This is a genomic window from Actinoallomurus spadix, assembly GCF_024055725.1.
In the GTDB taxonomy this organism is placed as follows: Bacteria; Actinomycetota; Actinomycetes; order Streptosporangiales; family Streptosporangiaceae; genus Actinoallomurus; species Actinoallomurus spadix.
This window is the reverse complement of sequence record NZ_JAMXMX010000011.1, coordinates 1-25,749: the sequence shown is the minus strand read 5'-3', so window position 1 is coordinate 25,749 and position 25,749 is coordinate 1. Positions and strand designations below refer to the sequence as shown.

General features: G+C 71.3%; 22 protein-coding genes. 10 read left to right on the top strand and 12 right to left on the bottom strand.

Features of this window, described 5'->3' with window-relative positions:
• Positions 1-100 precede the first annotated feature (100 nt).
• Entirely contained in the window at positions 101-1,183 is a 1,083-nt protein-coding gene (locus NE235_RS18060) for an RDD family protein (RefSeq protein WP_252804369.1), read from the bottom strand.
• 162 nt (positions 1,184-1,345) lie between these two features.
• On the opposite strand from NE235_RS18060, the gene NE235_RS18055 reads away from it, so the two are divergent.
• On the top strand, positions 1,346-1,915 hold the full coding sequence (locus tag NE235_RS18055; RefSeq protein ID WP_252804367.1) for a hypothetical protein: 570 nt from the start codon (positions 1,346-1,348) through the stop codon (positions 1,913-1,915).
• A 76-nt stretch (positions 1,916-1,991) separates the two neighbouring features.
• Here NE235_RS18055 and NE235_RS38230 read toward each other — a convergent pair whose 3' ends face one another.
• The 7 genes from NE235_RS38230 to NE235_RS18020 all read right to left on the bottom strand — a co-directional run bounded on the left by NE235_RS38230 (position 1,992) and on the right by NE235_RS18020 (position 11,095).
• Complete coding sequence (locus NE235_RS38230; RefSeq protein WP_252804364.1) at positions 1,992-4,358, bottom strand: phosphotransferase family protein; 2,367 nt, start codon at positions 4,356-4,358, stop codon at positions 1,992-1,994.
• Positions 4,359-4,643: 285 nt separating this feature from the next.
• On the bottom strand, positions 4,644-5,813 hold the full coding sequence (locus tag NE235_RS18045) for a zinc-dependent alcohol dehydrogenase (RefSeq protein WP_252804362.1): 1,170 nt from the start codon (positions 5,811-5,813) through the stop codon (positions 4,644-4,646).
• A complete protein-coding gene (locus tag NE235_RS18040; protein WP_252804360.1) occupies positions 5,810-6,748 on the bottom strand; it encodes an SRPBCC family protein in 939 nt (312 codons plus the stop codon). The genes NE235_RS18045 and NE235_RS18040 overlap by 4 nt, the downstream gene beginning before the upstream one ends.
• Positions 6,749-6,926: 178 nt before the next feature.
• Positions 6,927-7,691, bottom strand: coding sequence for a class I SAM-dependent methyltransferase (locus tag NE235_RS18035; protein ID WP_252804357.1), 765 nt, complete (start codon positions 7,689-7,691; stop codon positions 6,927-6,929).
• A gap of 20 nt (positions 7,692-7,711) precedes the next feature.
• Positions 7,712-8,698: a hypothetical protein gene (locus NE235_RS18030; RefSeq protein ID WP_252804355.1), complete on the bottom strand. Its 987-nt coding sequence runs from the start codon at positions 8,696-8,698 to the stop codon at positions 7,712-7,714.
• 146 nt (positions 8,699-8,844) lie between these two features.
• Positions 8,845-9,696, bottom strand: a complete 852-nt coding sequence (locus NE235_RS18025; RefSeq protein ID WP_252804352.1) for an SAM-dependent methyltransferase — start codon at positions 9,694-9,696, stop codon at positions 8,845-8,847.
• Positions 9,697-9,961: 265 nt separating this feature from the next.
• Positions 9,962-11,095, bottom strand: a complete 1,134-nt coding sequence (locus tag NE235_RS18020) for a polysaccharide pyruvyl transferase family protein (RefSeq protein ID WP_252804350.1) — start codon at positions 11,093-11,095, stop codon at positions 9,962-9,964.
• A 291-nt stretch (positions 11,096-11,386) separates the two neighbouring features.
• Here NE235_RS18020 and NE235_RS18015 point away from each other — a divergent pair, with 291 nt between their 5' ends.
• Entirely contained in the window at positions 11,387-12,886 is a 1,500-nt protein-coding gene (locus NE235_RS18015; protein ID WP_252804345.1) for a flavin-containing monooxygenase, read from the top strand.
• Between the two features lie 105 nt (positions 12,887-12,991).
• Positions 12,992-13,432, top strand: coding sequence for a nuclear transport factor 2 family protein (locus tag NE235_RS18010; RefSeq protein ID WP_252804343.1), 441 nt, complete (start codon positions 12,992-12,994; stop codon positions 13,430-13,432).
• Positions 13,433-13,450: 18 nt separating this feature from the next.
• Here the strand turns inward: NE235_RS18010 and NE235_RS18005 are convergent, their stop codons facing one another.
• Positions 13,451-13,621: a hypothetical protein gene (locus tag NE235_RS18005; protein ID WP_252804341.1), complete on the bottom strand. Its 171-nt coding sequence runs from the start codon at positions 13,619-13,621 to the stop codon at positions 13,451-13,453.
• Between the two features lie 115 nt (positions 13,622-13,736).
• Here NE235_RS18005 and NE235_RS18000 point away from each other — a divergent pair, with 115 nt between their 5' ends.
• The 4 genes from NE235_RS18000 to nrfD all read left to right on the top strand — a co-directional run bounded on the left by NE235_RS18000 (position 13,737) and on the right by nrfD (position 19,607).
• Positions 13,737-14,540, top strand: a complete 804-nt coding sequence (locus tag NE235_RS18000) for a polysaccharide deacetylase family protein (RefSeq protein ID WP_252804339.1) — start codon at positions 13,737-13,739, stop codon at positions 14,538-14,540.
• 90 nt (positions 14,541-14,630) lie between these two features.
• Positions 14,631-17,858: a formate dehydrogenase gene (gene fdh, locus NE235_RS17995; protein WP_252804337.1), complete on the top strand. Its 3,228-nt coding sequence runs from the start codon at positions 14,631-14,633 to the stop codon at positions 17,856-17,858.
• Position 17,859: 1 nt separating this feature from the next.
• On the top strand, positions 17,860-18,720 hold the full coding sequence (locus tag NE235_RS17990; RefSeq protein ID WP_252804335.1) for a 4Fe-4S dicluster domain-containing protein: 861 nt from the start codon (positions 17,860-17,862) through the stop codon (positions 18,718-18,720).
• Complete coding sequence (gene nrfD / locus NE235_RS17985; RefSeq protein WP_252804333.1) at positions 18,720-19,607, top strand: NrfD/PsrC family molybdoenzyme membrane anchor subunit; 888 nt, start codon at positions 18,720-18,722, stop codon at positions 19,605-19,607. The genes NE235_RS17990 and nrfD overlap by 1 nt, the downstream gene beginning before the upstream one ends.
• 24 nt (positions 19,608-19,631) lie before the next feature.
• Here the strand turns inward: nrfD and NE235_RS17980 are convergent, their stop codons facing one another.
• Positions 19,632-20,012, bottom strand: a complete 381-nt coding sequence (locus tag NE235_RS17980; RefSeq protein ID WP_252804330.1) for a hypothetical protein — start codon at positions 20,010-20,012, stop codon at positions 19,632-19,634.
• Between the two features lie 247 nt (positions 20,013-20,259).
• Between NE235_RS17980 and NE235_RS17975 the strand changes: the two genes are divergently transcribed.
• Positions 20,260-20,634, top strand: a complete 375-nt coding sequence (locus tag NE235_RS17975; protein WP_252804328.1) for a VOC family protein — start codon at positions 20,260-20,262, stop codon at positions 20,632-20,634.
• Positions 20,635-20,689: 55 nt separating this feature from the next.
• On the opposite strand, the gene NE235_RS17970 is transcribed toward NE235_RS17975, so the two are convergent.
• Together NE235_RS17970 and NE235_RS17965 are read right to left on the bottom strand one after the other, a co-directional pair.
• Positions 20,690-22,063 carry an aldehyde dehydrogenase family protein gene (locus tag NE235_RS17970; protein WP_252804326.1) on the bottom strand — a complete coding sequence of 458 codons (1,374 nt, stop codon included), beginning with the start codon at positions 22,061-22,063 and terminating at the stop codon, positions 20,690-20,692.
• The gene (locus tag NE235_RS17965; RefSeq protein WP_252804324.1) at positions 22,063-23,154 is read right to left on the bottom strand and encodes a phenylacetate--CoA ligase family protein; all 1,092 of its coding nucleotides are present in this window, start codon (positions 23,152-23,154) and stop codon (positions 22,063-22,065) included. The genes NE235_RS17970 and NE235_RS17965 overlap by 1 nt, the downstream gene beginning before the upstream one ends.
• Before the next feature lie 140 nt (positions 23,155-23,294).
• Between NE235_RS17965 and NE235_RS17960 the strand changes: the two genes are divergently transcribed.
• Both NE235_RS17960 and NE235_RS17955 read left to right on the top strand, forming a co-directional pair.
• Positions 23,295-23,930, top strand: coding sequence for a TetR/AcrR family transcriptional regulator (locus NE235_RS17960; protein ID WP_252804322.1), 636 nt, complete (start codon positions 23,295-23,297; stop codon positions 23,928-23,930).
• Between the two features lie 132 nt (positions 23,931-24,062).
• A complete protein-coding gene (locus tag NE235_RS17955; RefSeq protein WP_252804320.1) occupies positions 24,063-25,685 on the top strand; it encodes a serine/threonine-protein kinase in 1,623 nt (540 codons plus the stop codon).
• Positions 25,686-25,749: the final 64 nt, after the last annotated feature.

Here is a 25,749-nt window from a genome sequence, read left to right as displayed (position 1 = left end):
ACCCGGGCCATGATCACTGGCGGATGCTGCCGATAGGGCGCAGTGTTCGCCAGTGACCTTGCGAGTGTTCGGGGGCGGAAACGCCGGACCACTCGACGAATCAGTGATCGTCCGCCTGGGGCCGGTGCTCCGGGACCGGAGGCGGCGCCTGGCGCGGGACGTACGGCGCCTGCGGCGCCTGTCGGTCGTAGGAGCCCTGGAGCGGGTCGTAGCGCGGGCGCGGTGGTGGCAGGGCCGGAGCGCCGGGCGGCGGGAGCGGCGGGGCCTCCTGCGGAGGGCGGCCGGGCGCGCGGTCCCGGTAGGTGTCCCTGAGCCGGCCGCCCAGCCGCCTGCCCATGCCCCGCACCTGGTCGGCGCGCTCCGAGTCCAGCGCGCGCCGCACGTGGTCGGCCTGCGCGAGGCGGGCGGCCTGCTCGCGCGCCGTGTCCCGGGCGGCCTGTCCCGCCGCCTGGGCGCCGTCCCGGGCCAGTGCCGCGCCCTGCCGGGCGGTCGCCGCGACGCGCTCGTACGTACGGGCGCGGACGACGGTGGTTCCGGCGAGCAGGTCGGCGAGCGTGCGGCGGCGGCCGCCGAACAGCGCGGGGAGGCTGGTGGCCGCGAAGACGGCGACGGCGAGCATCCAGGTCGCCAGCGCGAGCAGGAACAGGCCCTCCAGGAGGAGGATCCACGCGAGGCAGTACAGCCCGGTCCCGCCGGCGGTGGTGATCAGAGCGCGGCGGAAGGCACGCGCCATGCCTGGCCCGCGGTCGTCACCGGAGACCGGCCGGACGCGCAGGTCCATCGTCGCCTTGCCGAGGGTGCGGCCCAGCCAGGCGTGCGTGGCGAACTGGTAGAGCAGTTGAATCGCGACGAGCAGGACGAGGGCCTGCACGACGTCGGAGACGAACGTGTCCCACAGCCCGGTCCCGACGTCGGTGGCGGCCTTGCCGACGTCCCCGCCGGACAGCAGCAGGCCACCGGCCGCGCCCAGGGCCTTGGACGGCAGGTCGTCCACCAGCTGACCGTGCAGCCGGCCCCACGTCATGACGGCGAGCAGCACGGCGGCGCCCCACAGCAGCAGCGTGTCGACGCCCCAGGCGGTCAGCCGCCGTACGCGCGGGGCGGTGCCGTCGGCCGGCGGCGACCCGGCAGGCGGCGGCGGAACGGGGTATGGGGACGGCGGAGGCGGGGGAGCGGCGTACACGTGGCCGGAGTGTAGGGACCGGTGACGCTCCTGTCAGGCGCTCGGGTCAGGGGCGACCGGACCCGGCCAATCCGAGTGGCGCTCCGAAGGCGCCGGGTGAGCGACTCGTCACTCCGGGTAGGGATCGGATGCGAGCGGCGGAGGCGCAGGGGGAGGGCGGCAATGGGCGGGATCGGGCGTACGGTGCTCGTGGTGGGCTTCGTGCTCGCCGCCGCGGGCTGTGGAGGCGGTGGCGGCGGGTCGGGTACGGTTCCGCCGCCCGGCGCGAAGGGCGGCGTGCCCACGTTCCGGACGTCCCCGGCGGCCCCACCGGCGATGCCGACGGCCGGGCCCACGCCGCCGACCGGAGTACCGCCCACGGGAGTTCCCGTACCGCCGACCGGGCCCGCGGTGCCGCCGTGGCCGGTGCCACGGACCTCGGCGGGATCCGGCGCGCGGTTGCCCCGCGCGGCGAACGGCACCGATCTCGGGGCCTGCCGGGACGGGCGGTGCGAGGTCCAGGTGTCCGCGCGCGACCGTATTCCGGTGCCGGCCCGGCTCGGCGTGACCGAGCTGCGGGTGACCGCCATCGCCGGCGACGACATCACCCTGCGGGGGACCGCCCCCGGCACGTCCCTCACCGTCGGACTGGGCGGGAGCGCCGGCGCGACTTCCGTCATGAACGGCCTCGCGATCACACTGGTCGCGATCGCCGACGGCAAGGCGGTCCTGCGCATCGCTCCGGCCCGGTGACCCGGGCGGCACGTCGCCCTGACCGGCGGTGAGACCGGCGTGCGGGTGCCCACCGAGGGCCCGTCTCGTCCCCTGCCTATCCAGGCTCGCTCAAGGCCCACGCCACGTCCCCGGGAGTGAGCGGTTCCCGCCACCCCCAGACACGCCCGGCGGCGTTCAGCGTGCGGGTGAGGCCGATCACCTCGGGAGATCCCCCATCGACGCGGACGAGTCCGCGCTCGGCCTTCTCCCTGAGGCGGGTGATGTCCACGATCGCCGACTTGACCTCCAGGAAGCGGCGGTAGACCGCCAGGTCCGCCTCCCACCCGCGGGTGAACTCCGGGGGCATCCTGTCGAGCCAGTCCCGCAGGACGGCCGCACGGTCCTGTTCGACGTAACGCATCAGGTGGAAGTGGTTCGCGAGGTCGAAGAGCGGGTCGCCCACCAGCGCGAGTTCCCAGTCGATCACAACCGCCCGGCCGCCGGTCCGTACCGGTCGGTCGGCCAGGATGATGTTCCCCCGGTGGAGGTCGCCGTGGAGAAGGACGGCCGGTCGAGCCGTCAGCGTGTCGAAGAGATCGAAGATCGGCGCCAGCGGCTCCGCCGGAACGCGGAGCGCGTCGAAGACCGGGGCGAAGCGGCGACGCACCGACTCATGGACGTGCGCCGTGTGCGCCGCCATCTCCCGGCCGACGGCCACCGTGTCGCCGTCGGGCGGCCAGTGTTCGGGCAGCGGGAGATGCCGCCATGGGATGCGGGTCAGCCGATCGAAAACCTCCACCACCTCGGACCGTACGAACGCGGGTACGGGCGTGCCCGGAGGAGCGACATCGCGTAGCACCCGTCCCTCCACGAACGAGTGCAGGGCGAGGCCATTGCGCCCGTCGTAGATCAGGCGGGAGGCCCGGTCGCCGAGATGCGGTTCGATGGCGTGGAGCACCTCGCTCTCACGGAGGATCCGCACGTCCATCTGTCCCGCCTCATGAAGCGGGAGACGCATCATCAAGTTCCCGAAGCGCACGTTGTGGTGGTAATTCCCGGCGAGGCCCGGGGAGTCCGCTGCGATCGCGATGAGCCGCTCCGGCAGATGCGGGTCGGCCTTCAGCAATTGCCTCATGTCCCTTATAGCGGCATGATCTTCTGCTCTGTCGGCGAGTCGGGTGAAGGTGGCGAGCGAGGTCCCCTCCATCCGCACGTCGCGAAGACCCGGCGGGAACCGGTCGTACCGAACGACGGGCGACCCGCCGGCGGGATCGTGCGGAACATCGATGTGCCGACGGGATCGGAACCGTTGCCGAGCCGTCCCGAACACCTCGGCGCCGGTGCCGGTGAGGGCCATGCCGAAACCGGCCTCGGCCGCATGCTCCAACTCGTCGAGACTCCATCCGTGACCGGTCAGCCCACCGGCGGTCCATATCGCGCCGGTGCCGATGCTCCCGCCGAGCACGTAGCGGGTCCCGACACCCCGGACACCGGGTGCCTCGCTCCATCGGGCGAGCGCGGCGAGAGCCGTGGTCCGTTCGGCGGCCATGGGAAGGCCGGCGCGCCCGCCGCCCATCAGCGCACCGGTCAGGGCCCCCTCCGTCACCCGCCCGAGCAGCTCGCCTACGTCGAACTGCCCTCGGAACGCCTGGTCGATCCCGTCGGTCCCGCCGGTGAACAGCATCCCCAGGACCGCATCTTTGATCATCAGTAGCGCGAGCCGGAGCGCCGACCCGCGAAGTTTGATCATCGATGCCGCCAGGCCCTCGGCCCATCCTCCGAGCGGCACCGCGAGCGCCATCACCGCCATCACGAACGCCGCGGTGACGCAGCACTCCCATCGGGCCCTGACGACCGCGGAGGCGGAGTGCCGGCAGTAACGCGCCAGGTCGTCGCAGCGCTTCATCAGGGACGGAAGCTCGTTGCGGCTGACCGCACGGGCGACGCGGCCGACCAACTCGGTCGCCGGACCATGTCCACTACTCGTGATCCGCCCGGCCTCGTGGACGACCTGGGCGGCGACGTCCTCGATCACCTTCTTCAGCGACTCCGCGGCGGCTCCGAGCCGCCGCAATCCGTCAGGGTCGCCGCTCGGCCACTGGCACGGTACGCCGAGCCACCCGAGGACGGTCTCCGCCCGGACCCACGCGTCCGGCGGGGGCGCCGAAGCGGGGAGCCCATCGGAAGGGTGCGGGAGCCGGTACGGCTCGGGCGGCCGTGCCCTGCCCGGTGATCGCGTTCCCGGAGGCCGTGCGCCCAGCAGGCGGCGGAGTTCGCCGGCGAGCGCCTGCTCCGTCGTGTGATAGTGCTCGCCCGCGCCTGCGAGCGCCGCCGCCATGAGCCGCAACCGGTTGACCGCTGGTTCCAGCTCCGTGAGCAGAGCGTCGCGCAACCCGACGAAGCCGGGATGCCCGTGCGGGCGATCGCCCTCGAACAGCGCCCGCCCGAGATCGTCGGTTCCGAACCAGCGTTCGCCTCCCACCCCCCGGCAGAAGGCGTCCGCCCCGTGGGGGCCGTGGGCCAGAAGATCTGCGGCCTCTTGAACCCCCCGGCCGGCCACCGCCCAGCCCGTGTGCCTGGCTTTGACGTGGTCCCAGGACGCGGTGCTTCGGGTCAGGGGGTCCGAGGGCACTCGATCACCGGTGGCGTCGACCCTCCGCTGGGGCCGACGAACGGCGGATGGGACATGTCTGCTCACTTCGGGCAGGGTTACGAAGGGAGTATGCCGCTGGGCGTGATCTTGCGCAAGGAACAGGCTGCCCGGGCGCTACGGATGCAGGACGACCTTGTTGCACTCCTCCCGCTTGTCGCGGAAGAGCCGGTAGCCGCGTGGAGTGTCGTCCAGGCTCATGTGGTGGCTGACGACGAAGCTCGGATCGATGTCGCCGTTCCGGATCCGGTCGAGCAGCGGCCGCAGGTACTTCTGTACGTGGCACTGCGCGCCCCGCAGGGTGATGGACCGGTTCATGAGCGAGCCCATCGGGAACTTGTCGACGAACCCGCCGTACACCCCGACCACCGACACGGTTCCGCCGTTGCGGCAGGACATGATCGCCTCGCGGAGGACGAACGGCCGGTCCGTCTCCAGCCGGGTCGCCTGCTTCGCCCGGTCGTAGGCGTACATCGGCGTGGCGTGGTGCGCCTCGAGGCCGACGGCGTCGATGCAGCAGTCCGGGCCGCGGCCGCCCGTCATGTCGCGCAGTGCGTCCGGGACGTCGATCGCCTCCTCGTAGTCGAGGGGGTCGGCGCCCATCCGCTCGACGCGGCGCAGGCGGTACGGGAAGCGGTCGATCGCGATGACGCGTTCGGCGCCCATCAGGAACGCGCTGGCGATCGCGAACTGGCCGACCGGGCCGGCGCCCCACACGGCGACGACGTCACCGTCCTTGATGTCGGCCATCTCCGCCCCGATCCAGCCGGTCGGGAAGATGTCGGACAGGAACAGCACCTTCTCGTCCGGCAGATCGTCCTCGATCTTGATCGGGTTGACGTCGGCGAACGGCACCCGCGCGTACTCGGCCTGGCCGCCGGGGAAGCCGCCGAGCATGTGGCTGTAGCCGTAGATGCCGGCCGGTGAGTGCCCCAGGAGCTTCTCGGCGATCCCGGCGTTGGGGTTGGAGTTCTCACAGATCGAGAAGAGCTCGTTCTCGCAGGCCCAGCAGCTTCCGCAGGAGATCGGGAAGGGGACGACGACCCGGTCCCCGGGCCGCAGGTCGTGGACCTCCGGGCCGACCTCCACGACCTCGCCCATGAACTCGTGACCGAGGACGTCGCCCTTCTTCATCGTCGGAATGAAGCCGTCGTACAGGTGCAGGTCGGAGCCGCAGATCGCCGTAGAGGTGACCCGCACGATCGCGTCGTGGCTGTTCAGGATCTGCGGGTCCGGGACGTCCCGGACCTCGACCTTGCCGCGGCCCATCCAGCAGGTGGCTCTCATCGGAATCCTCCTCCTCCTCTCGACATGGGCTGGGCCGCGCGCTGCCGCAGTTGCCGTTTGGCGTGGGTGCCCATCGGCATGCCCTCGGAGAGGACGACCTCGCCGGTCTCCATGACCTGCTTGAACCTGCGCAGATCGTCGCGGACCATCTGGTCGGGGTGCTCGCCCAGGAGACGGGTGAACGCCGCCACGGCCCCGCCGCCGCGCGGCGCGTACTGCAGGGTCACCCGCACCTCCGTGCCTCGGTCGCCGGGGGCGTCGGTGAAACGCACCGCGCCGCTGTTGCCGGCGATCATCCCCTGGGTGGCGTGCCAGGCGATCAGCTCGTCCGGCCGGTCGTCGATCATCTCCGCCTCCCACTCGAGGGTCCTGCCCAGCGGCCCCGTGGCCCTCCAGTGGGAACGCCCGTCGCCGAGGTCCCGGACCGTGTCGAGGTGGATCATGAACTGGGGAAGGTTCTCGAAGTCGTGCCAGAAGCGGTAGACCTCGTCCCGCGGACGGTTGACGGTGATGGTCGCGTGCACGGTGCCGGCGCGGGCGTGCTCCGGCGCACGCCGCCGGAGGCCGCACAGCGCGGTGTACACGTCGGCCGCGGTGATCGCGGCCACTCCCGCGGTCACCGCGAGGACCCGGGTGCGCCGGTGACCAGTACGGTTCGAGGCCGCCAGGCCGAGGGCGGTCAGGTCCAGCATGTCGCCGACGACCCGGGTCCAGACGAGCGGTGCGGGACTGCGGCTGCCCAGCAGCAGCACCGAGTGCACCAGCTCGCGTACGCCCGCCAGACGCAGCATCGTCCGTGCCGTTCCCGAGTCGTCCACGCCGCACAGTCTGCTGATGGCGTCGGTGGCGGTCAGTGGTGCGATGCCCAGGCCGAGCCCGGCCACTCCCAGCGCCCGGGCGAGGCGGTCGGCTCTGCGCCGATCTTCATCAGTCATGTCGTTCACCTGCCGATCCGGCGTGATCGCGGCAGGTTCGCCGCGTCGGCCGCGGCTCAGGTTCGTCGGCCGGCGGCCGGAGACGCTCCAGAGAAGGAAAGGAGCCTACAAACTCCGGCCGTACCCCCTGAAATGCCGATTTAGCGGGTGCTTTGATTAAAGACCGGCCAATCCGGGGTCAGCGGCGCTCCGCCACCAGGAGCATGAAGATCGCGGTCGGGAAGCCCGTGCGCCACCACGGGTCGTCCCGGAGCTGCTCGTCCGTCGGGTGCGGCTCCCGCAGGTCCGCGATGACGAACCCGGCCTCCCGGAGGGTCGTGGCGTAGAACTCCAGCGGGCGGAGCCACGAGGTGATCTTCGAGGGCGAGCGGAGCCCGTCGACCATGAAGTGCTGGTCGATGCCCCGGCCGGCGAAGTACTCCGCCGCCGGCACGCTCGTACTCGCTCCGCGCTCGGCGTTGCCGGTGTAGAAGCAGGGGTGCAGTGTGAGGATGATCAGCCGCCCGCCGCTCTTCAGCACCCGGCCGAACTCGTCGATCGCGCGCGACGGGTCGTGCAGGTGGCTGAAGAGGTGGTTGCAGACCACCAGGTCGAGGGAGTCGTCCTCCAGCGGCAGCGCGTCGACGCTCGCCCGGGTGAACGAGGCGGAGCCGGGCCCCTGGAACGGCACGCCCTCGGCGGCGTCGATCAGTCCCTGGCAGGCGTCGACACCCACGACCTCGGCGCCGCGGGCCGCCAGGGTGCGGGCGAGGTACCCCTCGCCGCAGCCCGCGTCCAGGACCCGCAGACCCGCGCAGTCGCCGATCGCGTCGAGGACGGCGCGGTCGGTCAGTTCCGTGCGGTACCGGTCGCGGCTCTCCCGGATCACCTTGACCCAGTAGCCGGTGTTCGCCTCCCACCGCTCCCGGGTGAGTTCTGCGACGTCCTGGTACGTCCGGCTCATCTGTCCCCCCTCCGGCATGGTCAGGCCACGCCCTTCAGCTGCCGCACCAGCGCGTTGCAGGCGGCCCGGACCCGTTTGTCCCGGCAGTCGCCGGCGCGCTGTTCGATTGTCGTGATCAGATCGTCGATCCGCCGCCCGAACGTCGGGTCGCGGCGCAGCGCGAGCGGAAGGTACGTCGACACGAGGTAGTACAGGTACGCGTCGCTGTAGGTCTCGATCTCCCGCAGCACCTCGGCCGCCGTGTTCCGCAGCAGCAGCGAGCCGGGCAGGGTGAAGTCGGAGCTGATCCGGCCGTCCCGCATGTAGGTGGGGAAGGACCATTCCTCCAGCGCGGCGTACACCGGGGTGCGGTCCAGCTCCCGCCGGTACTTCTCGGCGAGGTCCAGGTCATTGGAGCTGATCAGCGCGCCCATGACCACCCCGCGCATCATCAGGGCGGTCTGGCGGCCGGGCCGCTGCAGCGCCAGGTCGGCGTCCGGCGCGCCGGCGACCTTGCTGACCTGGTGGGTGAGGATGTTGAGGGTCAGCAGAGAGTGGAAGGAGTAGGTCTTGCGGCTCAGCCGCGGGGCCAGCTCGATCGACGCCTCGACGAGCCTGCGCGGGTCACCCAGCAGGCCGTGGCCCGGCTCGGCGGAGAACAGCGCCTCCAGTGCGCGATCCTGCTCCCGGCCCCAGAAGCGGGCGATATAGGAGGAGACCTTCTGGCTCGGGCCGTCGCGGACGATGTACAGCGCGGCCTCGAGGGCGTTCAGCAGGAGCTGGCGCGCCACCGTCGAGTTCTCCAGCGCGTCCAGGTCGACGGACAGCCCTTCGGCCTGGAGGTTCGCGATGAGGGCGGTACGCCGCTTCAGCAGCGAATGCGCCATCGCGTACTCGGCGATGCCGGGCACTGACGACATCAGGCTCTGCAGCGACCGGCCGCTGACGCGATCCAGCCAGTCGCCGTTGTCCCACAGACGGAAGACCGTGCTCTCGTCGAGCCCGGAGAAGATCGCCACATCGGACATGGTCAGCCCGATGTCCTGCGCGATCTCGGAAAGAGGCTTCGGTTCGCTTTCGGCTGGCATCACGCGCTCGGGAAGTGACACTGGCTGGAGCGCCGATCTTATCCGGCGACCGCGCGAAACACGACGAAACGGTTCAATTTCGCATGTCACCGTTTGCGCCCCACACAGCCGATAAGGGGCACCGCGTCGGCCGGAGCCGGCTCCCCTCCCGACCGTGAGAGCGGCAGACCCGCCGGATACGGCGCGACCGGTTCCAGCCCGTGGGCGATCCGCGCGATCTCGAACCGGCTCCGCGGGAGGAACGACAGACCGGCCCCCTCGTACAGCTCGGCCACCGCCTCCAGATCCGGCGTGCGCTCGACGTGGGACACCACCACGTGGCTGCCGGTGGGCAGGTAGCGCACGAGCTCGTCCACGATCCGGCGCGGGTTCCCCGGGACGAACGGCAGGACGTTCAGCAGGAACACCGCCACCGGCTCGGTCAGGTCGAGCAGGCGCAGCAGCTCCGGGTTGCCGAGGACCGTCGACGGCTCCCGCAGGTCCGCCTCGAACACCCCGACGCTGCCGCCCACGGCCATCAGGGCCCGAGCGTGAGTCAGCACCATCGGGTCGTTGTCGACGTACGCCACCCGGCACTCCGGATCGATCCGCCGTACGGTCTCGTCCAGGTTGATCTCCGCGGGCAGCCCGCACCCGATGTCGAGGAACTGCCGGATGCCCTCCTCCTCGGCGAGGAAACGGGCCATGCGGTGCAGGAAGCCCCTGTTCACCTGCACCAGCCTGGCGATGACGGGCGCCTCGTGCAGCGCGCGTTCGGCCAGCTCCCGATCGACGGCGAAGTTGTCCTTGCCCCCGAGGTAGTAGTTGTCCATCCGGGCGACGTTCGGCGTCGCGGCGTCGATTCCGGCCGCGGAGGCGTCGTCGTCCTCCTCCGCCCCGTACGGCCAGGCACGGTCGAACTCCGCTCGCCGCATGCTGACGACCGACCCCATGGTCATGACACCTTCCGTCCGGCCGGTTTCCGGGGATCAGGGCGTACTCCCATGACAGACAGCCTTACGCGTCCGGGAATCCCCGTCACGGGTCCTTGCGTGCGCGCAATACCCCCATGGCACCCTGCGGTTCCGTCGCCTCACGGCCGTCCGGGCGTGCCGAAGACGCCCGAGGGGGTCGATAACGGTCTATCTGCCGGTGCGGAAACACCGTTACCGAAAACGGGGAATCCCGTCGGCGCAGGGCGGTGCGCGTGACCGTCTCCGGGCGTCAGGAGACCGGATCCAGCCGGTCGATGAGCACCCGGCAACGCTCCTGGTTCTCCCGCGCGCGCTCGCGCAGGCACTGGAAACGCTCCCGGAGTCGGTCGGTGCAGGCATGCCGTTCGTCCCACAGCCGGTCGAGCTGGGCCAGCAGCGGCCCGGCCTGGCTCTTGGCGATGCCGGTGAGCGCGGGCGCGCCGACCGTCTGCGCGAAGTCGAAGACCTTTCCGGCGTAGGGGAGCGGCAGCACCGGCACTCCGGCGCAGGCGGCGAAGATCAGGAAGTGCAGGCGCATGCCGACCGCGAACTCCAGGTGCCGCATCAGCCCGGCGATCTGGCCGGGACTGTAGAAGCGGTTCAGGACCCGCGCGTTCTCCGGAGCGCTCATCGCCGACAGCACCGCGTGCGCGTGGGCGATGTCGCCGCGCTCCATCGGCACGAACACCGCCTGGGCGTTGTACCGGCACGTCATGAAGTCCGCGATCTCCGCGATCAGGCCGTGATAGGTCCTCTCGTCGAGATTGTCGGCCGCGCCCCCGGGCTCGCGCACCGAGATCCCCACCAGGCGGGTCTGGGTGTCGATCCCCTCGCGGATCAGCATCTCCTCCGTGAAATCCTCCGGTTCCAGCAGTACCGCGGCGTCGGCGGTGGCCGAGATCTGCCGGGTGACCCCCATCCCCTCCAGGACGAGGATCGACTCCTGGTCCCTGACCGTGAGGTCGGTCATCTGGTCGATGACCTCCCGCACGACGTCGATCTCCTCGTGGCCGGTCAGCGGGCCGGCCCCGATCGCGTAGCCGAACGTGGGAATGCCCAGCTGGTGCGCCAGGCGCACCGGCCGCATCACCGAGCCCGCGAGACCGTTGTGCAGGATCCCGCCGCCTCCGAGGACGAGCAGGTCCAGCCCGGTCTCCGCCTCGACGAGCTGGCCCTGGGACACTCCGGCGTAGGCCACCGCCGGGGTGCCGAAACGGTCACGCGTGTGTTCGGGGTGACGGCTGAAGACGATCCTCTCCGCCGCCGGTCGTATCTGCCGAAGGCTGTCCAGGACGCAGGCGAGAATCGCCTCATCGCCGAGGTTCAGGCCTCCGTACGATCCGAGCACTCCGATCCGGAGTGGGTGCCGGTCATCATCCGACATTCGATTCACCTCCCCTCGGGTCCGGTCAGCCGGACGAGGGACACGGCGACGAGGAGCGCCGGCGGCGGCTCTGCGGCGGCCTCCGGTGCCGGGGACCCGGTCGGCGCGCGGCCACGCCGGCCTGGCCAGAAGCACACACCCATGGCGGCGGCGACGGCCGCCCCATCCTCACTATGTACCCCGTGCTCCCGGAAACCCCTCCGGCCAGGAGCCTTCGCGGTGGCACGTCGCGGATCCGCGCATCCCGGCGTACCGTGCGGGGCGTACGGGCACGCGGGGAGGGAGACCGGAATGACCGGCGGTGAGCACGTCGACGTGTTGATCATCGGTGCCGGGCTGTCCGGCGTCGGCGCCGCCCGCCATCTCCAGCAGGCGTTTCCCCGCAGGACGTACCTCGTCCTGGAGGCGCGCGACACGATCGGCGGGACCTGGGACCTGTTCCGGTACCCCGGTGTCCGCTCCGACTCGGACATGCACACCTTCGGCTACCGGTTCCGGCCGTGGACCCGGTCGAAGGCCATCGCGGACGGCGCGTCGATCCTGCGCTACATCCGCGACACCGCGACCGAGGCGGGCGTCGACCGGCACATCCGGTTCGGGCACCGGGTCGTGTCCGCGGAGTGGTCGAGCGAGCAGGCCCGCTGGTCGGTCGAGGCCCTGCACGACGGCGAGCCGGTTCGGTTCACCTGCCGCTTCCTGTACTGCTGCAGCGGCTACTACCGCTACGACGCCGGCCATACGCCGGATTTCCCGGGCGTGGAGCGGTTCGGCGGCACGGTCGTGCACCCCCAGCACTGGCCGCAGGACCTCGACCACACCGGCAGGAGGGTCGTCGTGATCGGCAGCGGCGCGACCGCGGTAACGCTCGTGCCGGCCATGGCCGAGCGGGCCGCCCACGTGACGATGCTGCAGCGCTCGCCCACCTACGTCATGGCGTTGCCGGCCGAGGACGCCCTCGCGAACACCCTGCGGCGCCTGCTCGGGAACCGCCGCGCGTACCCGATCGTGCGGTGGAAGAACGTCGTGGTGACCACGCTGCTCTACCAGCTCAGCCGCCGCCGTCCGCGGGTCGTCAAGTCGATCGTTCGCAAGGGGCTGCTGCGGCGGTTGCCGCCCGGCTACGACGTCGACACGCACTTCACCCCCCGCTACCAGCCGTGGGACCAGCGGATGTGCTTCGTCCCCGACGGCGACCTGTTCCGGGCCATCCGCGGCGGACGCGCGTCGGTCGTCACCGACCGGATCACGGAGTTCACCCCGGCGGGCCTGCGCCTGGAGTCGGGCGCCGAACTCGACGCCGACATCGTCGTCACCGCGACCGGCCTGCGGCTGCTGCCGTTCGGCGGCGTACGGCTCACCGTCGACGGCCAGGAGGTCAGGCCGCCGGAGACGATGGCCTACAAGGGCATGATGCTCAGCGGAGTGCCGAACTTCGCCTTCACGATCGGCTACACCAACGGCTCCTGGACCCTCAAGGCCGACCTCGTCAGCGAGTACGTCGTCCGGCTGCTGCGGCACCTCGACACCCGCGGCCACGACTGGTGCGTGCCGTGCAACGACGATCCCACCGTCACCCCGCGTCCCCTCATCGACTTCCAGGCCGGCTACGTGCTGCGCTCCCTCGGCGAGTTCCCCCAGGCGGGATCACGGGCACCGTGGCGGCTCGGCATGAGCTACGCCCACGACCTGATCACGCTGCGGTACCGCGCCGTCGACGACGGCACCCTGCGGTTCGCCCGCCGGTCCGCCGCCGCCACGGCCGGCCGGCCGAGTAACGGAGCGGGCGGGTAACGGAGCGGGCGGGTAACGGAAGCGCCTCTGACGGAGATCGACCGCAGGAAGGCCCGACATCCGTCCCTCCCGGCCGCCCGGCCGGGGAGTGCCAAGGAGAAGACGATGGCCCTGAGCATGCAGCCGATGACCGACGAGCAGCGCAAGGCCGTGGCGCTGGAGTACCTCAAGCGCCTCGACCGCGGCGACGACTTCTTCGAGCTGTTCGCCGACGACGCGCAGGTGTACTTCCCCAAGTGGGGCGTCGCGACCGGCCTGGACGAGGTCAAACGGCTCTTCACCGACGTCGGCGGCATCCTCGCCGCGATCGAGCACGACTACGCCTACCTCAACTTCGCCTACAACGGCGACCTGCTGGTGGTCGAGGGCACCTCATCGGGCCGTACGGCGTCCGGGGCGGAGTGGCGGGCCGGCGTCACCCACGCCGGCCGCTGGTGCGACGTCTTCGAGATCCGCGACTTCCGGATCCAGCGGCTGTTCGTCTACCTCGATCCCGACTACGCCGACGCGGACACCGCCCGGTATCCGTGGCTGGCGGACTCCTGACCTCCGGCCCCGGCCCGGTCAGCCCCGGTTCCGCCAGATGGCGATCGCCGCGACGAGGAGGACCGTGACCAGCACGGCGAAGCCGATGAGGATCTGCTCGCGGCTGTAGGAGTGCAGACGTGGCCGTGCCACGGCCGCCGGTACCCGGACCCCCGCGGGGATCCACGGGCACACGATGGGCCACCGCACGTCACCCATCGTACTGATGTGGCCGTCGAAGCTTGGTTCGTCCGCAAGGTCGGGCATGGCGCTCATTGACGTTCGAGGGGGTAGATAGACGGCGGAATCGGCGGTTGGGGGAGGCATGCGCAGACCGAACAGGCGTCAGGTCCTGCTGGCCGCGGCCGTCGCCGGCGCCGGGGTGGCGGCGGGCGGGGTACCCGAAATGGTGCGGCTGCTGCAGCCGGCCGCGCGGCGAGAGAGGGGCCGCCGGGTCCCGCACGGGCGCCCGGCCGGGCCCGCGCCGCGCCGCGATCCCGGCTACGCGCGCGGCGTTCCGCGAGCGCTGCGCAGACCGGTGCACAATCTGCACGACCTGGTCCCGGCCGCCCCGCCGAACGCCGTCGCGCTGACCATCGACGACGGCCCGCATCCGCGGTGGACGCCGATGATGCTGGACCTGCTCGCCGAACACCAGGTGCCGGCGACGTTCTCGCTGATCGCCGGGGAGGTCGCGCAGTATCCGAAGCTGGTCGAGCGCATCGTGGCCGCGGGGCACCAGGTCTGCGACCACACCGTCACCCACCCCCTCAACCTGCCGGGGCTCGGCGCCGGGCAGATCAAGGAGGAGATCGGCGGCGCGCACGACCGGATCGCCCAGGTCTCGGGCGTCGCTCCGAGGTACTTCCGCGCTCCCGGCGGCAACTGGTCCGCCCAGGTGATGGACACCGCCGCCGAACACGGAATGCTCTGCATCGACTGGGAGGTCGACCCCCGGGACTGGGCCCGCCCCGGCACGTCGGCGATCACCAGGAGCATGCTCGCCGGCAAGCCCGGCGACATCATCCTGTGCCACGACGGCGGTGGTGACCGCTCGGAGACGATCCAGGCGCTGCGGACCGTGCTCCCCGCCCTCAAACAGCGTGGACTGGCGTTCGTTGCACTCTGACCGGTTCGTGCGGTAACGATCCGTTCTGGGGGAGGACCTCGTCCGGTAAAGCGACGTATCAACGGGACCGGTCACGGGCAGGCGGCTGACATGACCTTGCGCGAGCTGGTCACGTCATGGCCGGTCCTCCGTCAGCTCAAGGGCGGCGACCCGCGGGGCGACGCCGCGAAGAGCCGGCGCACCGCCCGGCTGCGCCCCCGGATCCGCGACGCGGACAAGGTGGTCAACTCGGTCTGCCCGTACTGCGCGGTCGGCTGCGCCCAGAAGGTCTACGTGCGGGACGAAAAGGTCGTCCAGATCGAGGGCGACCCGAAGTCGCCGATCTCCCGCGGCCGGCTCTGCCCCAAGGGATCGGCCAGCCTCCAGCTCACCACCGGCTCCTCGCGGATGCACGAGGTCCTGTACCGCAGGCCGTACGGGACCGGCTGGGAACGGCTCCCGCTCGACCGGGCCATGAACATGATCGCCGACCGGGTGATCGCCGCGCGCCGGGACGGCTGGGTGTGGGAGTACGAGGGCCGCAACGTCCGCCACACGCTCGGCATCGCGAGCCTGGGCGGGGCGACGCTGGACAACGAGGAGAACTACCTCCTCAAGAAGCTCTGGACCGCCCTCGGCGCGCTGCAGATCGAGAACCAGGCCCGCATCTGACACTCCGCCACCGTCCCCGGTCTGGGGACCAGTTTCGGGCGCGGCGGCGCGACGACGTTCCAGCGGGACCTCCGCAACGCCGACTGCATCCTCATCCAGGGCTCCAACATGGCCGAGTGCCACCCGGTCGGATTCCAGTGGGTGATGGAGGCCAAGGCCCGCGGCGCGGTCGTGATCCACGTCGACCCGAGGTTCACCCGGACCAGCGCGCTGGCCGACCTGCACGTGCCCATCCGCGCGGGCACGGACATCGCCTTCCTCGGCGGCCTGATCCACTACATCCTGGAGAACGGGGAGTACTTCCGGGAGTACCTCCTCGCCTACACCAACGCCGCGTCGATCGTACGAGAGGAGTTCCGGGACACCGAGGACCTGGACGGCCTGTTCTCCGGCTTCATCGAGGAGGCGCGGAAGTACGATCCGCGCAGCTGGCAGTACGCGGGCAGTGAGATGCCCGCGCCGTCCCGCGAGGTCGACGAGGAACTCCTGCTGATGACGGAGACCGCCCGCGTCGAGGCGCACGGTTCCGGCGGCCCGGAGGTCGCCGGGGAGATCCAGACCGACGAGACGCTCCAGCACCCCCGGTGCGTCTTCCAGATCCTCAAGCGGCACTTCGCGCGGTACACGGCGGAGGTCGTCGAGCAGATCTGCGGTGTCCCCCGGGAGTCGTTCGACCGCGTCTGCCGGCTCGTCACCGAGAACTCCGGCCCCGAGCGTACGACGGCCATCGCGTACGCGGTCGGATGGACGCAGCACACGACCGGCGTGCAGAACATCCGCGCCGCCGCGATCCTGCAGTTGCTCCTGGGCAACATCGGGCGCCCCGGCGGCGGCATCCTCGCCCTGCGCGGGCACGCCAACATCCAGGGCTCGACCGACATCCCCGCCCTGTTCGACCTGCTGCCCGCCTACATCCCCATGCCGCACCTGGGACAGAACGAGGGACTCGCGGCCTACCTCGAGGACGAGGCGGCGAGCAAGGGCTACTGGGGCAAGATGTCCACCTACATGGTCAGCCTGCTGAAGGCCTGGTGGGGCGAGCACGCGACCGCCGACAACGACTACTGCTTCGACTACCTGCCCCGGCTGACCGGCAACCACAGCACGTACCACACCGTCCTGAAGCAGATGGAGGGCGTCTGCAAGGGGTACCTGCTGCTGGGCGAGAACCCGGCCACCGGCTCGTCCAACTCTCGGTACCAGCGCATGGGCCTGGCGGCCCTGGACTGGCTCGTGGTCCGCGACTTCTCGCTCATCGAGAGCGCCACCTGGTGGAAGGACGGCCCGGAGATCGAGACGGGCGAGATGCGCACCGAGGACATCCGCACGGAGGTCTTCTTCCTCCCCGCCGCCGCGCACACCGAGAAGTCCGGCAGCTTCACCAACACCGACCGGCTCCTGCAGTGGCGGGACCAGGCCGTCGAACCGGCCGGCGACGCCCGCAGCGACCTGTGGTTCGTCTACCACCTCGGCCGGCTGATCCGGGAGCGGCTGGCGGACTCCGACGACCCGATGGACCTGCCGATCAAGCAGCTGACCTGGGACTACCCGACCGAGGGCACCCAGGGTGAGCCGTCCGCCGAGGCCGTGCTCGCCGAGATCAACGGCTTCGGCCCCGGCGGACGGCACCTCGGCTCCTACGAGGAGCTGCGGGACGACGGCTCCACCACCTGCGGCTGCTGGATCTACTGCGGCGTCTACGCCGACGGCGTCAACCAGGCCAGGCGCCGCAAGCCCGGCTGGGAACAGGACCACGTGGCCCTGGAGTGGGGCTGGGCCTGGCCCGCGAACCGGCGGATCCTGTACAACCGCGCGTCCGCCGACCCCGGCGGGCGCCCCTGGAGCGACCGCAAGGCGTACCTACGGTGGGACGCCGAGCGCGGGCGATGGACGGGACCGGACACCCCCGACTTCCCGCCGACCAGGGCCCCGGACCACCGGCCGCCGCCGGACGCGAAGGGCCCGGACGCGCTCTCGGGCACCGACGCGTTCATCATGCAGGCGGACGGCAAGGCGTGGCTGTACGCGCCGGCCGGCATCGTCGACGGCCCGCTGCCCGCGCACTACGAGCCGCAGGAGTCCCCGTCGGACAACCTGCTCTACAAGTACGGGCGCAACCCGGCCCGGGAGCTCATCGAGCACCCGGTCAACCGCTACCAGCCCAGCGACGGCAAGCCGGGCTCGGAGGTCTTCCCCTACGTCACCACCACCTACCGCCTCACCGAGCACCACACGGCCGGCGGGATGTCCCGCTGGGTGCCGTACCTGTCCGAACTGCAGCCGGAGTTCTTCTGCGAGATCTCCCCGGAACTCGCGGCCGAGCGCGGTCTGACCCACCTCGGCTGGGCCACCATCGTCTCGGCGCGCGCCGTCATCGAGGCCCGCGTGCTCGTCACCGAGCGGATGACCCCGCTGACCGTCGAGGGGAAACGGCTGCATCAGATCGGGCTGCCGTATCACTGGGGGAACAACGGCTACAGCCGCGGCGACTCGGCCAATGAGCTGGCCCACCTCTCCCTCGACCCGAACATCCACATCCAGGAGGTCAAGGCGATGGCCTGCGACATCCGCCCCGGACGGCGCCCGCGCGGACCGGCCGCGCTCGAGCTGGTCCGGGAGTACCGGCGGCGGGCGGGCATCACCGAACGGACCGGCATGGAGATCTGACATGACGCAGCGCATGGGCTTCTTCACCGACACGTCGGTGTGCATCGGCTGCAAGGCGTGCGAGGTGGCCTGCAAGGAGTGGAACCACGTGCCGGAGGACGGCCTGAACTTCACCGGGATGTCCTACGACAACACCGAGCAGCTCGGCGCCGACACCTGGCGGCACGTGGCCTTCATCGAGCAGCGAAAGCCGCTGGCCGAGCAGGAGCCCGGAGTGGACCACGAGGGCCCGGTCCCACCGCTCGGCGCCCCGCCGGACGCGGCCCCGATGACCCCCATGGCGCCGGGAGAGGGCGGCGACCTGCGCTGGCTGATGGCCAGCGACGTCTGCAAGCACTGCACGAAGGCGGCCTGCCTGGACGTGTGCCCCACCGGCGCGCTCTTCCGCACGGAGTTCGGGACGGTCGTCGTCCAGTCCGACGTCTGCAACGGCTGCGGCTACTGCATCCCGGCATGCCCGTTCGGCGTCATCGGCCAGCGCGAGGACGACGGCCGGGCCTGGAAGTGCACGCTCTGCTACGACCGGATCGGTGACGGCCTGGAACCCGCGTGCGCGAAGGCATGCCCGACCGACTCCATCCAGTACGGTCCCCTCGACGAACTACGGGAACGCGCCGCGGCCCGGGTCGCCACGCTCAACGACGCGGGCGTCGACGACGCGCGCCTCTACCTCGCGGACACCGATGACGGGATCCGGGGAGCGGGCGCCTTCTTCCTCCTCCTCGACGACCCCGAGGTGTACGGCCTGCCGCCCGACCCGATCGCCACGACCCGCGACCTGCCCGCCATGTGGCGCCACGCCGCGCTCGCCGCCGCCGGCCTACTCGGCGCCGGCCTGCTCGCGTTCGCCGGGAGAGCGTGATGAGCGAGGACGCGTTCACCTCCTACTACGGCAGGCCGGTGCTCAAGCCGCCGGTCTGGAAGGCACTCGACATCGCCGGGTACCTGTTCCTCGGCGGCCTGGCCGGCGCGTCCTCGGTCCTGTCCGCCGGCGCGGAACTGACCGGTCGGCCCCGCCTGGCCCGCGGCACCCGGATCGGCGCCGCGGGCGCGATCGCGGTCAGCCTGGTCGCCCTCGTCCACGACCTCGGCCGTCCCGGGCGCTTCGTCAACATGCTGCGGGTGCTGAAGTGGACCTCGCCGATGAGCGTCGGCTCCTGGATCCTCAGCGCGTACGCCCCGCTCGCCGGAGCCGCCGCCTTCTCGGCGGTGACCGGCCGGCTGCCCCGGATCGGCACGGCGGCCGCGATGGCCGGTGGCGTCGCCGGACCGGCCGTCGCCGCCTACACCGGCGTTCTCCTCGCGGACACCGCCGTGCCCGGGTGGCACGAGGGGCACCGTGAGCTGCCCTACCTCTTCGTATCCTCCGCCGCGGCGGCGGGCGGCGGGCTCGGCCTGCTGGTCGCGCCGCGGGCCGAGGTGACGCCCGCCCGGAGGCTGGGCGTGGCGGGCGGCGCCGCCGAGCTCCTGGTGGCCCGCCTCATGCGCGCCCGGCTGGGTACCGTCGCCGAGGCGTACGAGACGGGACGCGCCCGTGTCCTCATGCGCGCCGCCGAGGCACTGACGGGCGCAGGCGCCCTCACCGCCGCCCTCGGCCGCGGCGATCGCCGGCTCTCGGCCGCCGGGGGCGCGGCCCTCCTCGCCGGCTCGGCCCTGACCCGCTTCGGCGTCTTCGAGGCCGGAATGACCTCCTCGAAAGACCCGAAGTACACGGTCGTCCCCCAGCGCGCCCGTCTCCGCACCGGCTGAACATCAGAACTTCGCGGAACGGTCTCAGATCGGGCAGTGAACCGAACTGCCGTTGTTCGGTATCTCGCTATCGAGCGCCCAGCCCGCGGCGCCTTTCTCGAAGGCGGACACGAATGTGTACGTGTAACCGTCGTTGCCGAGGGTCCAGCAGTAGTAGTCCAGCCTGTCGCCTCCGAGGATCACGCCGGTGAGCCCACATCCGGCACTCGAACCCCTCAACATGACCGCGGCTCCGGTCGCGGTGACGAACGCGGACCCGTCCAGGTTCGGGGGCCTGGTCTGGCCGCAGGAGTAGTGCATGGGCCTGAGGGCACTCCCCGGCGCCGCCTGCGCCACCGGCACGGCGAAGGCGAGTGATGCCGCGACGCCCATGACGACCGCGGCGGTCTTCCTGACATTCCCCATGTGGCTGCTCCGCTCTTTTCACGTGTGATGACACCCGGCTGCTCGGGGCAGTACGTAAGGAAACTCCGGGGGCGGCATCCATGTGGAGAATGACTCTGGGGCTCAGGATTTGCAAGAGGCGGAAGCGAACCCGCGGGTGATGGGTGGCCGATAATCGTTGGACAGCCTGATCACAGCCGCTTCCTCGTATGGCGCGGCCTCGCGGGAATGATTCGACACGTGCCCCCGGGTCGTGCAAGGTCGAGTCATGACTCTGAGAATCCAGTGCCTGGTCATCGACTGCCGGGAACCTGAGACCGTGGCCGGATTCTGGGAGGCGGCGCTGGGCTGGCGACGCACCCACGACACCGCCGAGCAGATCGTCCTGGAGCCGCCCGCGGGCAGCGCCGAGGACGGTGTCTCCCCCGACCTGCTCTTCGTGCGCGTCCCCGACCCGACACCGGGCAAGAACCGGCTGCACCTGGAGTTGCGCCCCGAGGACCAGGAGGGTGAGGTGCGGCGCCTGATCGCACTCGGCGCCCGCCGGGCATCGGTCGGGCAACCCTCCGACGTGTCCTGGGTGGTGATGGCCGATCCGGAGGACAACGAGTTCTGCGTCCTGCGCCCGTACTCGCAGGCTTAGTGCCGAGGATCCTCGTCGTCATGGCCACGAGGGTCCTCGGCACGAGGTCCTCCGGTCAGTCGCGGATGACGGCCTTGGTGCGCATCAGGAACTCGCCCAGGTAGGCGTCGTGCGGGACGCCCGGGGTCATCCAGTACGTCGGGTGGTCGCCGATGTAGAGGTTCTTGATCGTGGGATCGGCGAGCAGGGTGTCGAGGAGCTTCTCGTCCTTGGTGACCGCCGTGAGGACCAGCGTGTCGTGGAACACCGCCGGACCGGCGTCCCGGGTCCAGGGGGCCACCCACACGCAGGGGAACGCCAGCTCGACATTGGCCTGCTCGGCGAACGGGTCGTCGAGTTCGTGTACGGCCGGCCGGAGCACGGCGCTGCCGTCGGGGAGCTCGTCGACGACACCGTCGCCGCCGAGGTGGGCGCGGGCGCCCGCGGACTTGGCCAGCAGATAGCTCTCGATCTTCCGGGCGGCCGGCATGGAGTAGGCGGTGAGCACCGCCTTGTCGTCCTCCGGCGGCAGGCTCGGGATGGCCGAGAGCCGCGCGGCGATCGCCTCGGCGAGCGGGGCCGGGTCGCCCTCGACGAACACGGCGGTGGTGTTCACGCAGGCCGTCCCGCCCTCATGGCTGATCGAATCCACGATCATGTCGATGTGGTCGCGCCAGTCGGAGTCGGCGGTGACCAGGATCTTGGACCGGCCGGGGCCGTTCGGCAGGACCGTCGTGTCCGCGGCGTACTTGTCGATCACCTCTTGGCCGCCGTACACCATGCTCAGGTCGGCCTGGCGCAGGATCTCGTCCGCGGCGGCGTAGTCGGTGGGCAGCATCACGATCTGGTCGTCGCCGAATCCCGAGGCGCGCAGCGCCGAGATCAGGCGGTACGGCGTCAGCGGTTCGCGGCGGGAGGGTCGTACGGCCACCCGGAAGCCGAGCGCGACGGCCTCCAGCCACAGGCTGTGCACGCCGGGGTGGTTGCCGGCCGCGTGCACGGCGAAGACGTCCCCGCGGCGGATCCACACCGCCGTGCCCTCTTGTGCCTTCGGGTCGCGCCAGTCGTTCACCGCGCCGACGGGCCGGGCCTTCTGGGCGCTGTCGTACGAGCCGGCGGCGCTGCGGGCGATGGCGCGTACGGCCCGCTGGACGATCGGCAGCGGGGTGCCGGACATCCGGCTCACCGTGTACTGGTAGTCGGCCGCGGACATGCCGTCGACCACGCCGGTCGCGAACAGCTCGCCCGCCGCGCGGAGCGCGGCCAGGCGCTCCTCCTGCGGCATGGTCCCGGCCTTGCGCAGCGCGGCCATGGCGCGGGTGACGTACACCTTCGGGACGAGGCTGAGCTCGAGGAGCGGGTTCCCGGCCACGTCGGGGACGCCCAGCCGGTTGCGTGCCCGGTAGGGGCCGTTCGGCCCCAGCGCGTCGATGAAGATCGGTTCGGTCATCAGTACACCCCTTCGATGACGGCCTCGTCGTCGAAGCGGGCGACGGGGGACACATTGGCCACCGAGTCTCCGACCTGGCCGGCCGGTGGTTCGACCCGGATGGCGAGGTCTCGCTCCAGGTTGTTGGGCAGCAGCATGTTCCTGGTGACGTGGTTCATGACGACCTGGCCGCGCTCGCCGTAGTCGACCGGCCGGCCGGTGTCAGGGTCGATGACGTGGAACGTGATCCACGGCGCGGGCGGGTCGAAGATGCACGCGTCCTCGTCCGCGAGGCCGAGGCGTTCCCTCGAGCCGCCGAGGATCATCGTGCTGCCGTAGGTGCCGCGGAGCTTGACGCCCGGGAAGACCTCGGTGCGGTACAGGTGGCGGGTGTCGACGTCCATGTGCGCGCCGCCCCAGACGATGCCCTTGACCTTCTCGTTGATCAGGTCGACGAGGTCGTCGTGCCGGGTGATCCGCTCCAGCAGCGGCGGCGTGGTGATGATGACGCCGACGTCCTGGGTGCTCAGCACGAACCGGGCCTGTTCGATGAGGTGCTCGGCGTACGCCTCGGCCTCCTCGGCCTTGCCCGCGGCGACGAGCTTCTTCACCCAGCGCGGATCCATGTCCACCGTGAACCTGATGCCGCCGCGGTCGACGGCGTGCTGCTCGGACATCTTGCCGGCCATGTGCGGCCCGCTCGGCATGATGACGAGCCAGTTGACGTCCCTGGGGAAGCCGGCTTCGTCCATCCCGGCGTTCATCCACGCCATGATCCGCTGCCACCAGTCCCGCAGGATGATGACGCGCTTCGGGGCGCCGGTGGTGCCGCCGCTCTCGTACACGCCGACGACGTCCGCCTTCGCGCCGTATCCGCGGGGGATGAGGTCCTCCACGCAAACGTCGCGCAGCTCGTTGATGATGTTGGGGAACAGGGACAGGCCCTCGACGCCCTTGACGTCCTCACGCGGGTCGAAGTCCAGCGTCTTCGCCCGGTTCAGCCAGTACGCCGAGCCCGTCTCGGGGTTGAAATGCCACTCCATCGCGGCCCGGACGAACTCATCGGGGTCCGGCCGGGCGTCGAGTGGAAGATCCAGGATATGTTCGCTCACTTTGGCGCACCTTCCTTGGCCGCGAAGCGGGCGGCCAAGCGGTCCGTGGAGTTGTCTCGCTTCCTCTTCCAGAGTATTTTTTATTACGGTACTGTCAAGTAAAGAAAAGATCATCGCCGCAGGTCAGGAGGTGTTCAGTGGTGGCGGATGCTCCGAAGAAGCCGCGGGGACGCCCCAGAGACCCGCTCATCGAGAAGGCGATCCTCCGCGCGGCTCGCCGGCGGCTCGCCGTCGACGGCTACTCGCGGATGACCATCGGGGACGTCGCCGCCGACGCGGGCGTGACCCGGCCGACGGTGTACCGGCGCTGGGAGAACAAGCACGATCTGGTCGTCGACGCCCTCGACCACGCCTTCCGCGCCCTGCAGGAGGCGGCCCCGCCGATCGACCTCGAGCGGCTCACGGCGCGCGAGGCCGTCACCGAGGCCGTTCGCCGGCTCGACCTCCGCGAGCCCGACCGGGCGGGGATCATGCTCGTCGGGCACGTCATGGCCGAGGCCGAGCACAACCCCGAGCTCCTGGAGATGGTGCGGACCCACGCCGTGCTGCCCCGGCGGCGCCTGCTGCTCGACACTCTCCAGAGCCTGCAGGAGCGCGGCGACCTTCGCCCGGGCCTGGACCTGGACACGGTCGCCGACATGTGCATCGGCAGCTACTACGCCGCGTTCATCCGCGGCGGAGAGGACGAAGGGCTTCCCACTCGGGTGGTCGACACCCTCTGGCCCGCGATCTCGGCCTGGCCCGGGGAGTCCTCCCGGGACCGCGCCGCGTCCTGAGCCCGGTTCCCTCGACCGCCCGGCCCACCCCGTGGCCGGATCGTGACCACTTGTACACACTGGGCGGTGAACCCGGTGCGTCACCTCCTCGTCTCACCTCTGAGGACCGCTCCGGACGGAGGGACGATCGGCATGCGCGTCGGTGACCGGTACGAACTGCTGGGCAGACTCGGCCAGGGCGGGATGGGCACCGTCTGGCACGCGCACGACGAGCTCCTCCGCCGCGATGTCGCGATCAAGGAGGTGCTGCTCCCGTCGGAGCTGGGGGAGGCCGAGCGCCGGGAGCGCCACGCGCGGACGATCCGGGAGGCGCGGTCGGCGGCGCGGCTGAGCCACCCGGGCGTGGTCACCGTGCACGATGTGATCGAGTACGAGGGCCGCCCGTGGATCGTCATGGAGCTGGTCGCCGCCCCGTCTCTGCAGAGCGTGATCGACGCCGAAGGCCCCCTGCAGCCGCAGCGGGTCGCCGGCCTCGGGCGGCAGATGGTCGCGGCGCTGCGGGCCGCGCACGCCGCGGGCATCGTGCACCGGGACATCAAGCCCAGCAACGTCCTGGTGGCCGACGGGGACCGCGTCGTCATCACGGACTTCGGCATCGCGGCTCTCGAAGGCGACGCGACCCTCACCGGCACGGGGGTGCTCATCGGCTCGCCGGCGTACATCGCGCCCGAGCGGGCCCGCGGGGCGCACGCCGGGCCCGCCGCCGACCTGTGGTCGCTGGGCGCCACGCTGTACGCCGCGGTGGAGGGCCGATCGCCGTTCGAACGCTCCGGGCCCGTCTCGACGATCGCCGCGATCCTGGCCGAGGAGGCTCCGCAGCCGAGGAACGCCGGGCCGCTCACCCCGGTCCTCGCCGGCCTGCTGCGCCGGGATCCCGCGGACCGGACGACCGCAGCCGAGGCGGAGCGCCTGCTCGCCGCCGCGGCGGAGGGAACACTCCCCGACGTGGCCGCCTGGACGGTGCCGGTCGCCGCGCCACGACCGGAGCCGCCGACCGCGCGGGTACCGGTGGCGCCGGTGCCGGCCGCGTCCCGCCGGCCGGCCCTCGTCGTGCTGGCGAGCGCGCTCGCCGGGGCCCTCGTCGTCGCCGCCTTCGGCGCGGTCTGGCTGCTCGGCCGGCACTCGGGGGCGAGTGCCCCGGTCGCCGCGTCCTCCTCCGCGACCCGGTCCGGCGACACCGGGGGTGCCCGGTCCGGGAGCACCGGGAGCGACGCGCAGTCCGGAGGACAGGACTCGCGGCCGGACTCCGGGCAGAGCTCTGGGAAGGATTCCGGGCAGGACTCCGGCTCCGCGCCCACGGGCGGCCCGGCCTCGGCTCCCGTGGCGCCCTTCCCCCGGGACTGGTCGACGCGCACGGAGGACGGGTTCACGGTCTCGGTGCCCTCCTCCTGGTCGCGGCGCAGCGACGGGGACAACGTCTTCTACCAGGACTCCACCACCCGCTACCTGCTGCAGATCAGCACGACGCCCTGGGACGCCGATCCCGAGACCCAGGCACGGGGCGTGGGCCACAACGTGGCGGGAAGCTTCCGCGGCTATCGGGAGGACTCGGTCACCCCCGTCACCTACCTCGGTGTCCCCGCGGCGGACCTGGAGTTCGCCTACGACCGATCGACCGGCACCGAACGCGTCAAGGACCGGTTCTTCCGCATCGGCGACCGCGCGTTCGCGATCTACTTCCGGATGCCCGCCGGCGAGTGGCCGGACTCCCGGCGCTACCTCGATCCGATCTTCAACGGCTTCCATCCCGGCTGAGCCGCGCCTGGACAAGCGGAGTAGGCGGCGTGCGGGGGCCCCCCGCCCCCCCCCCCCCCCGCCC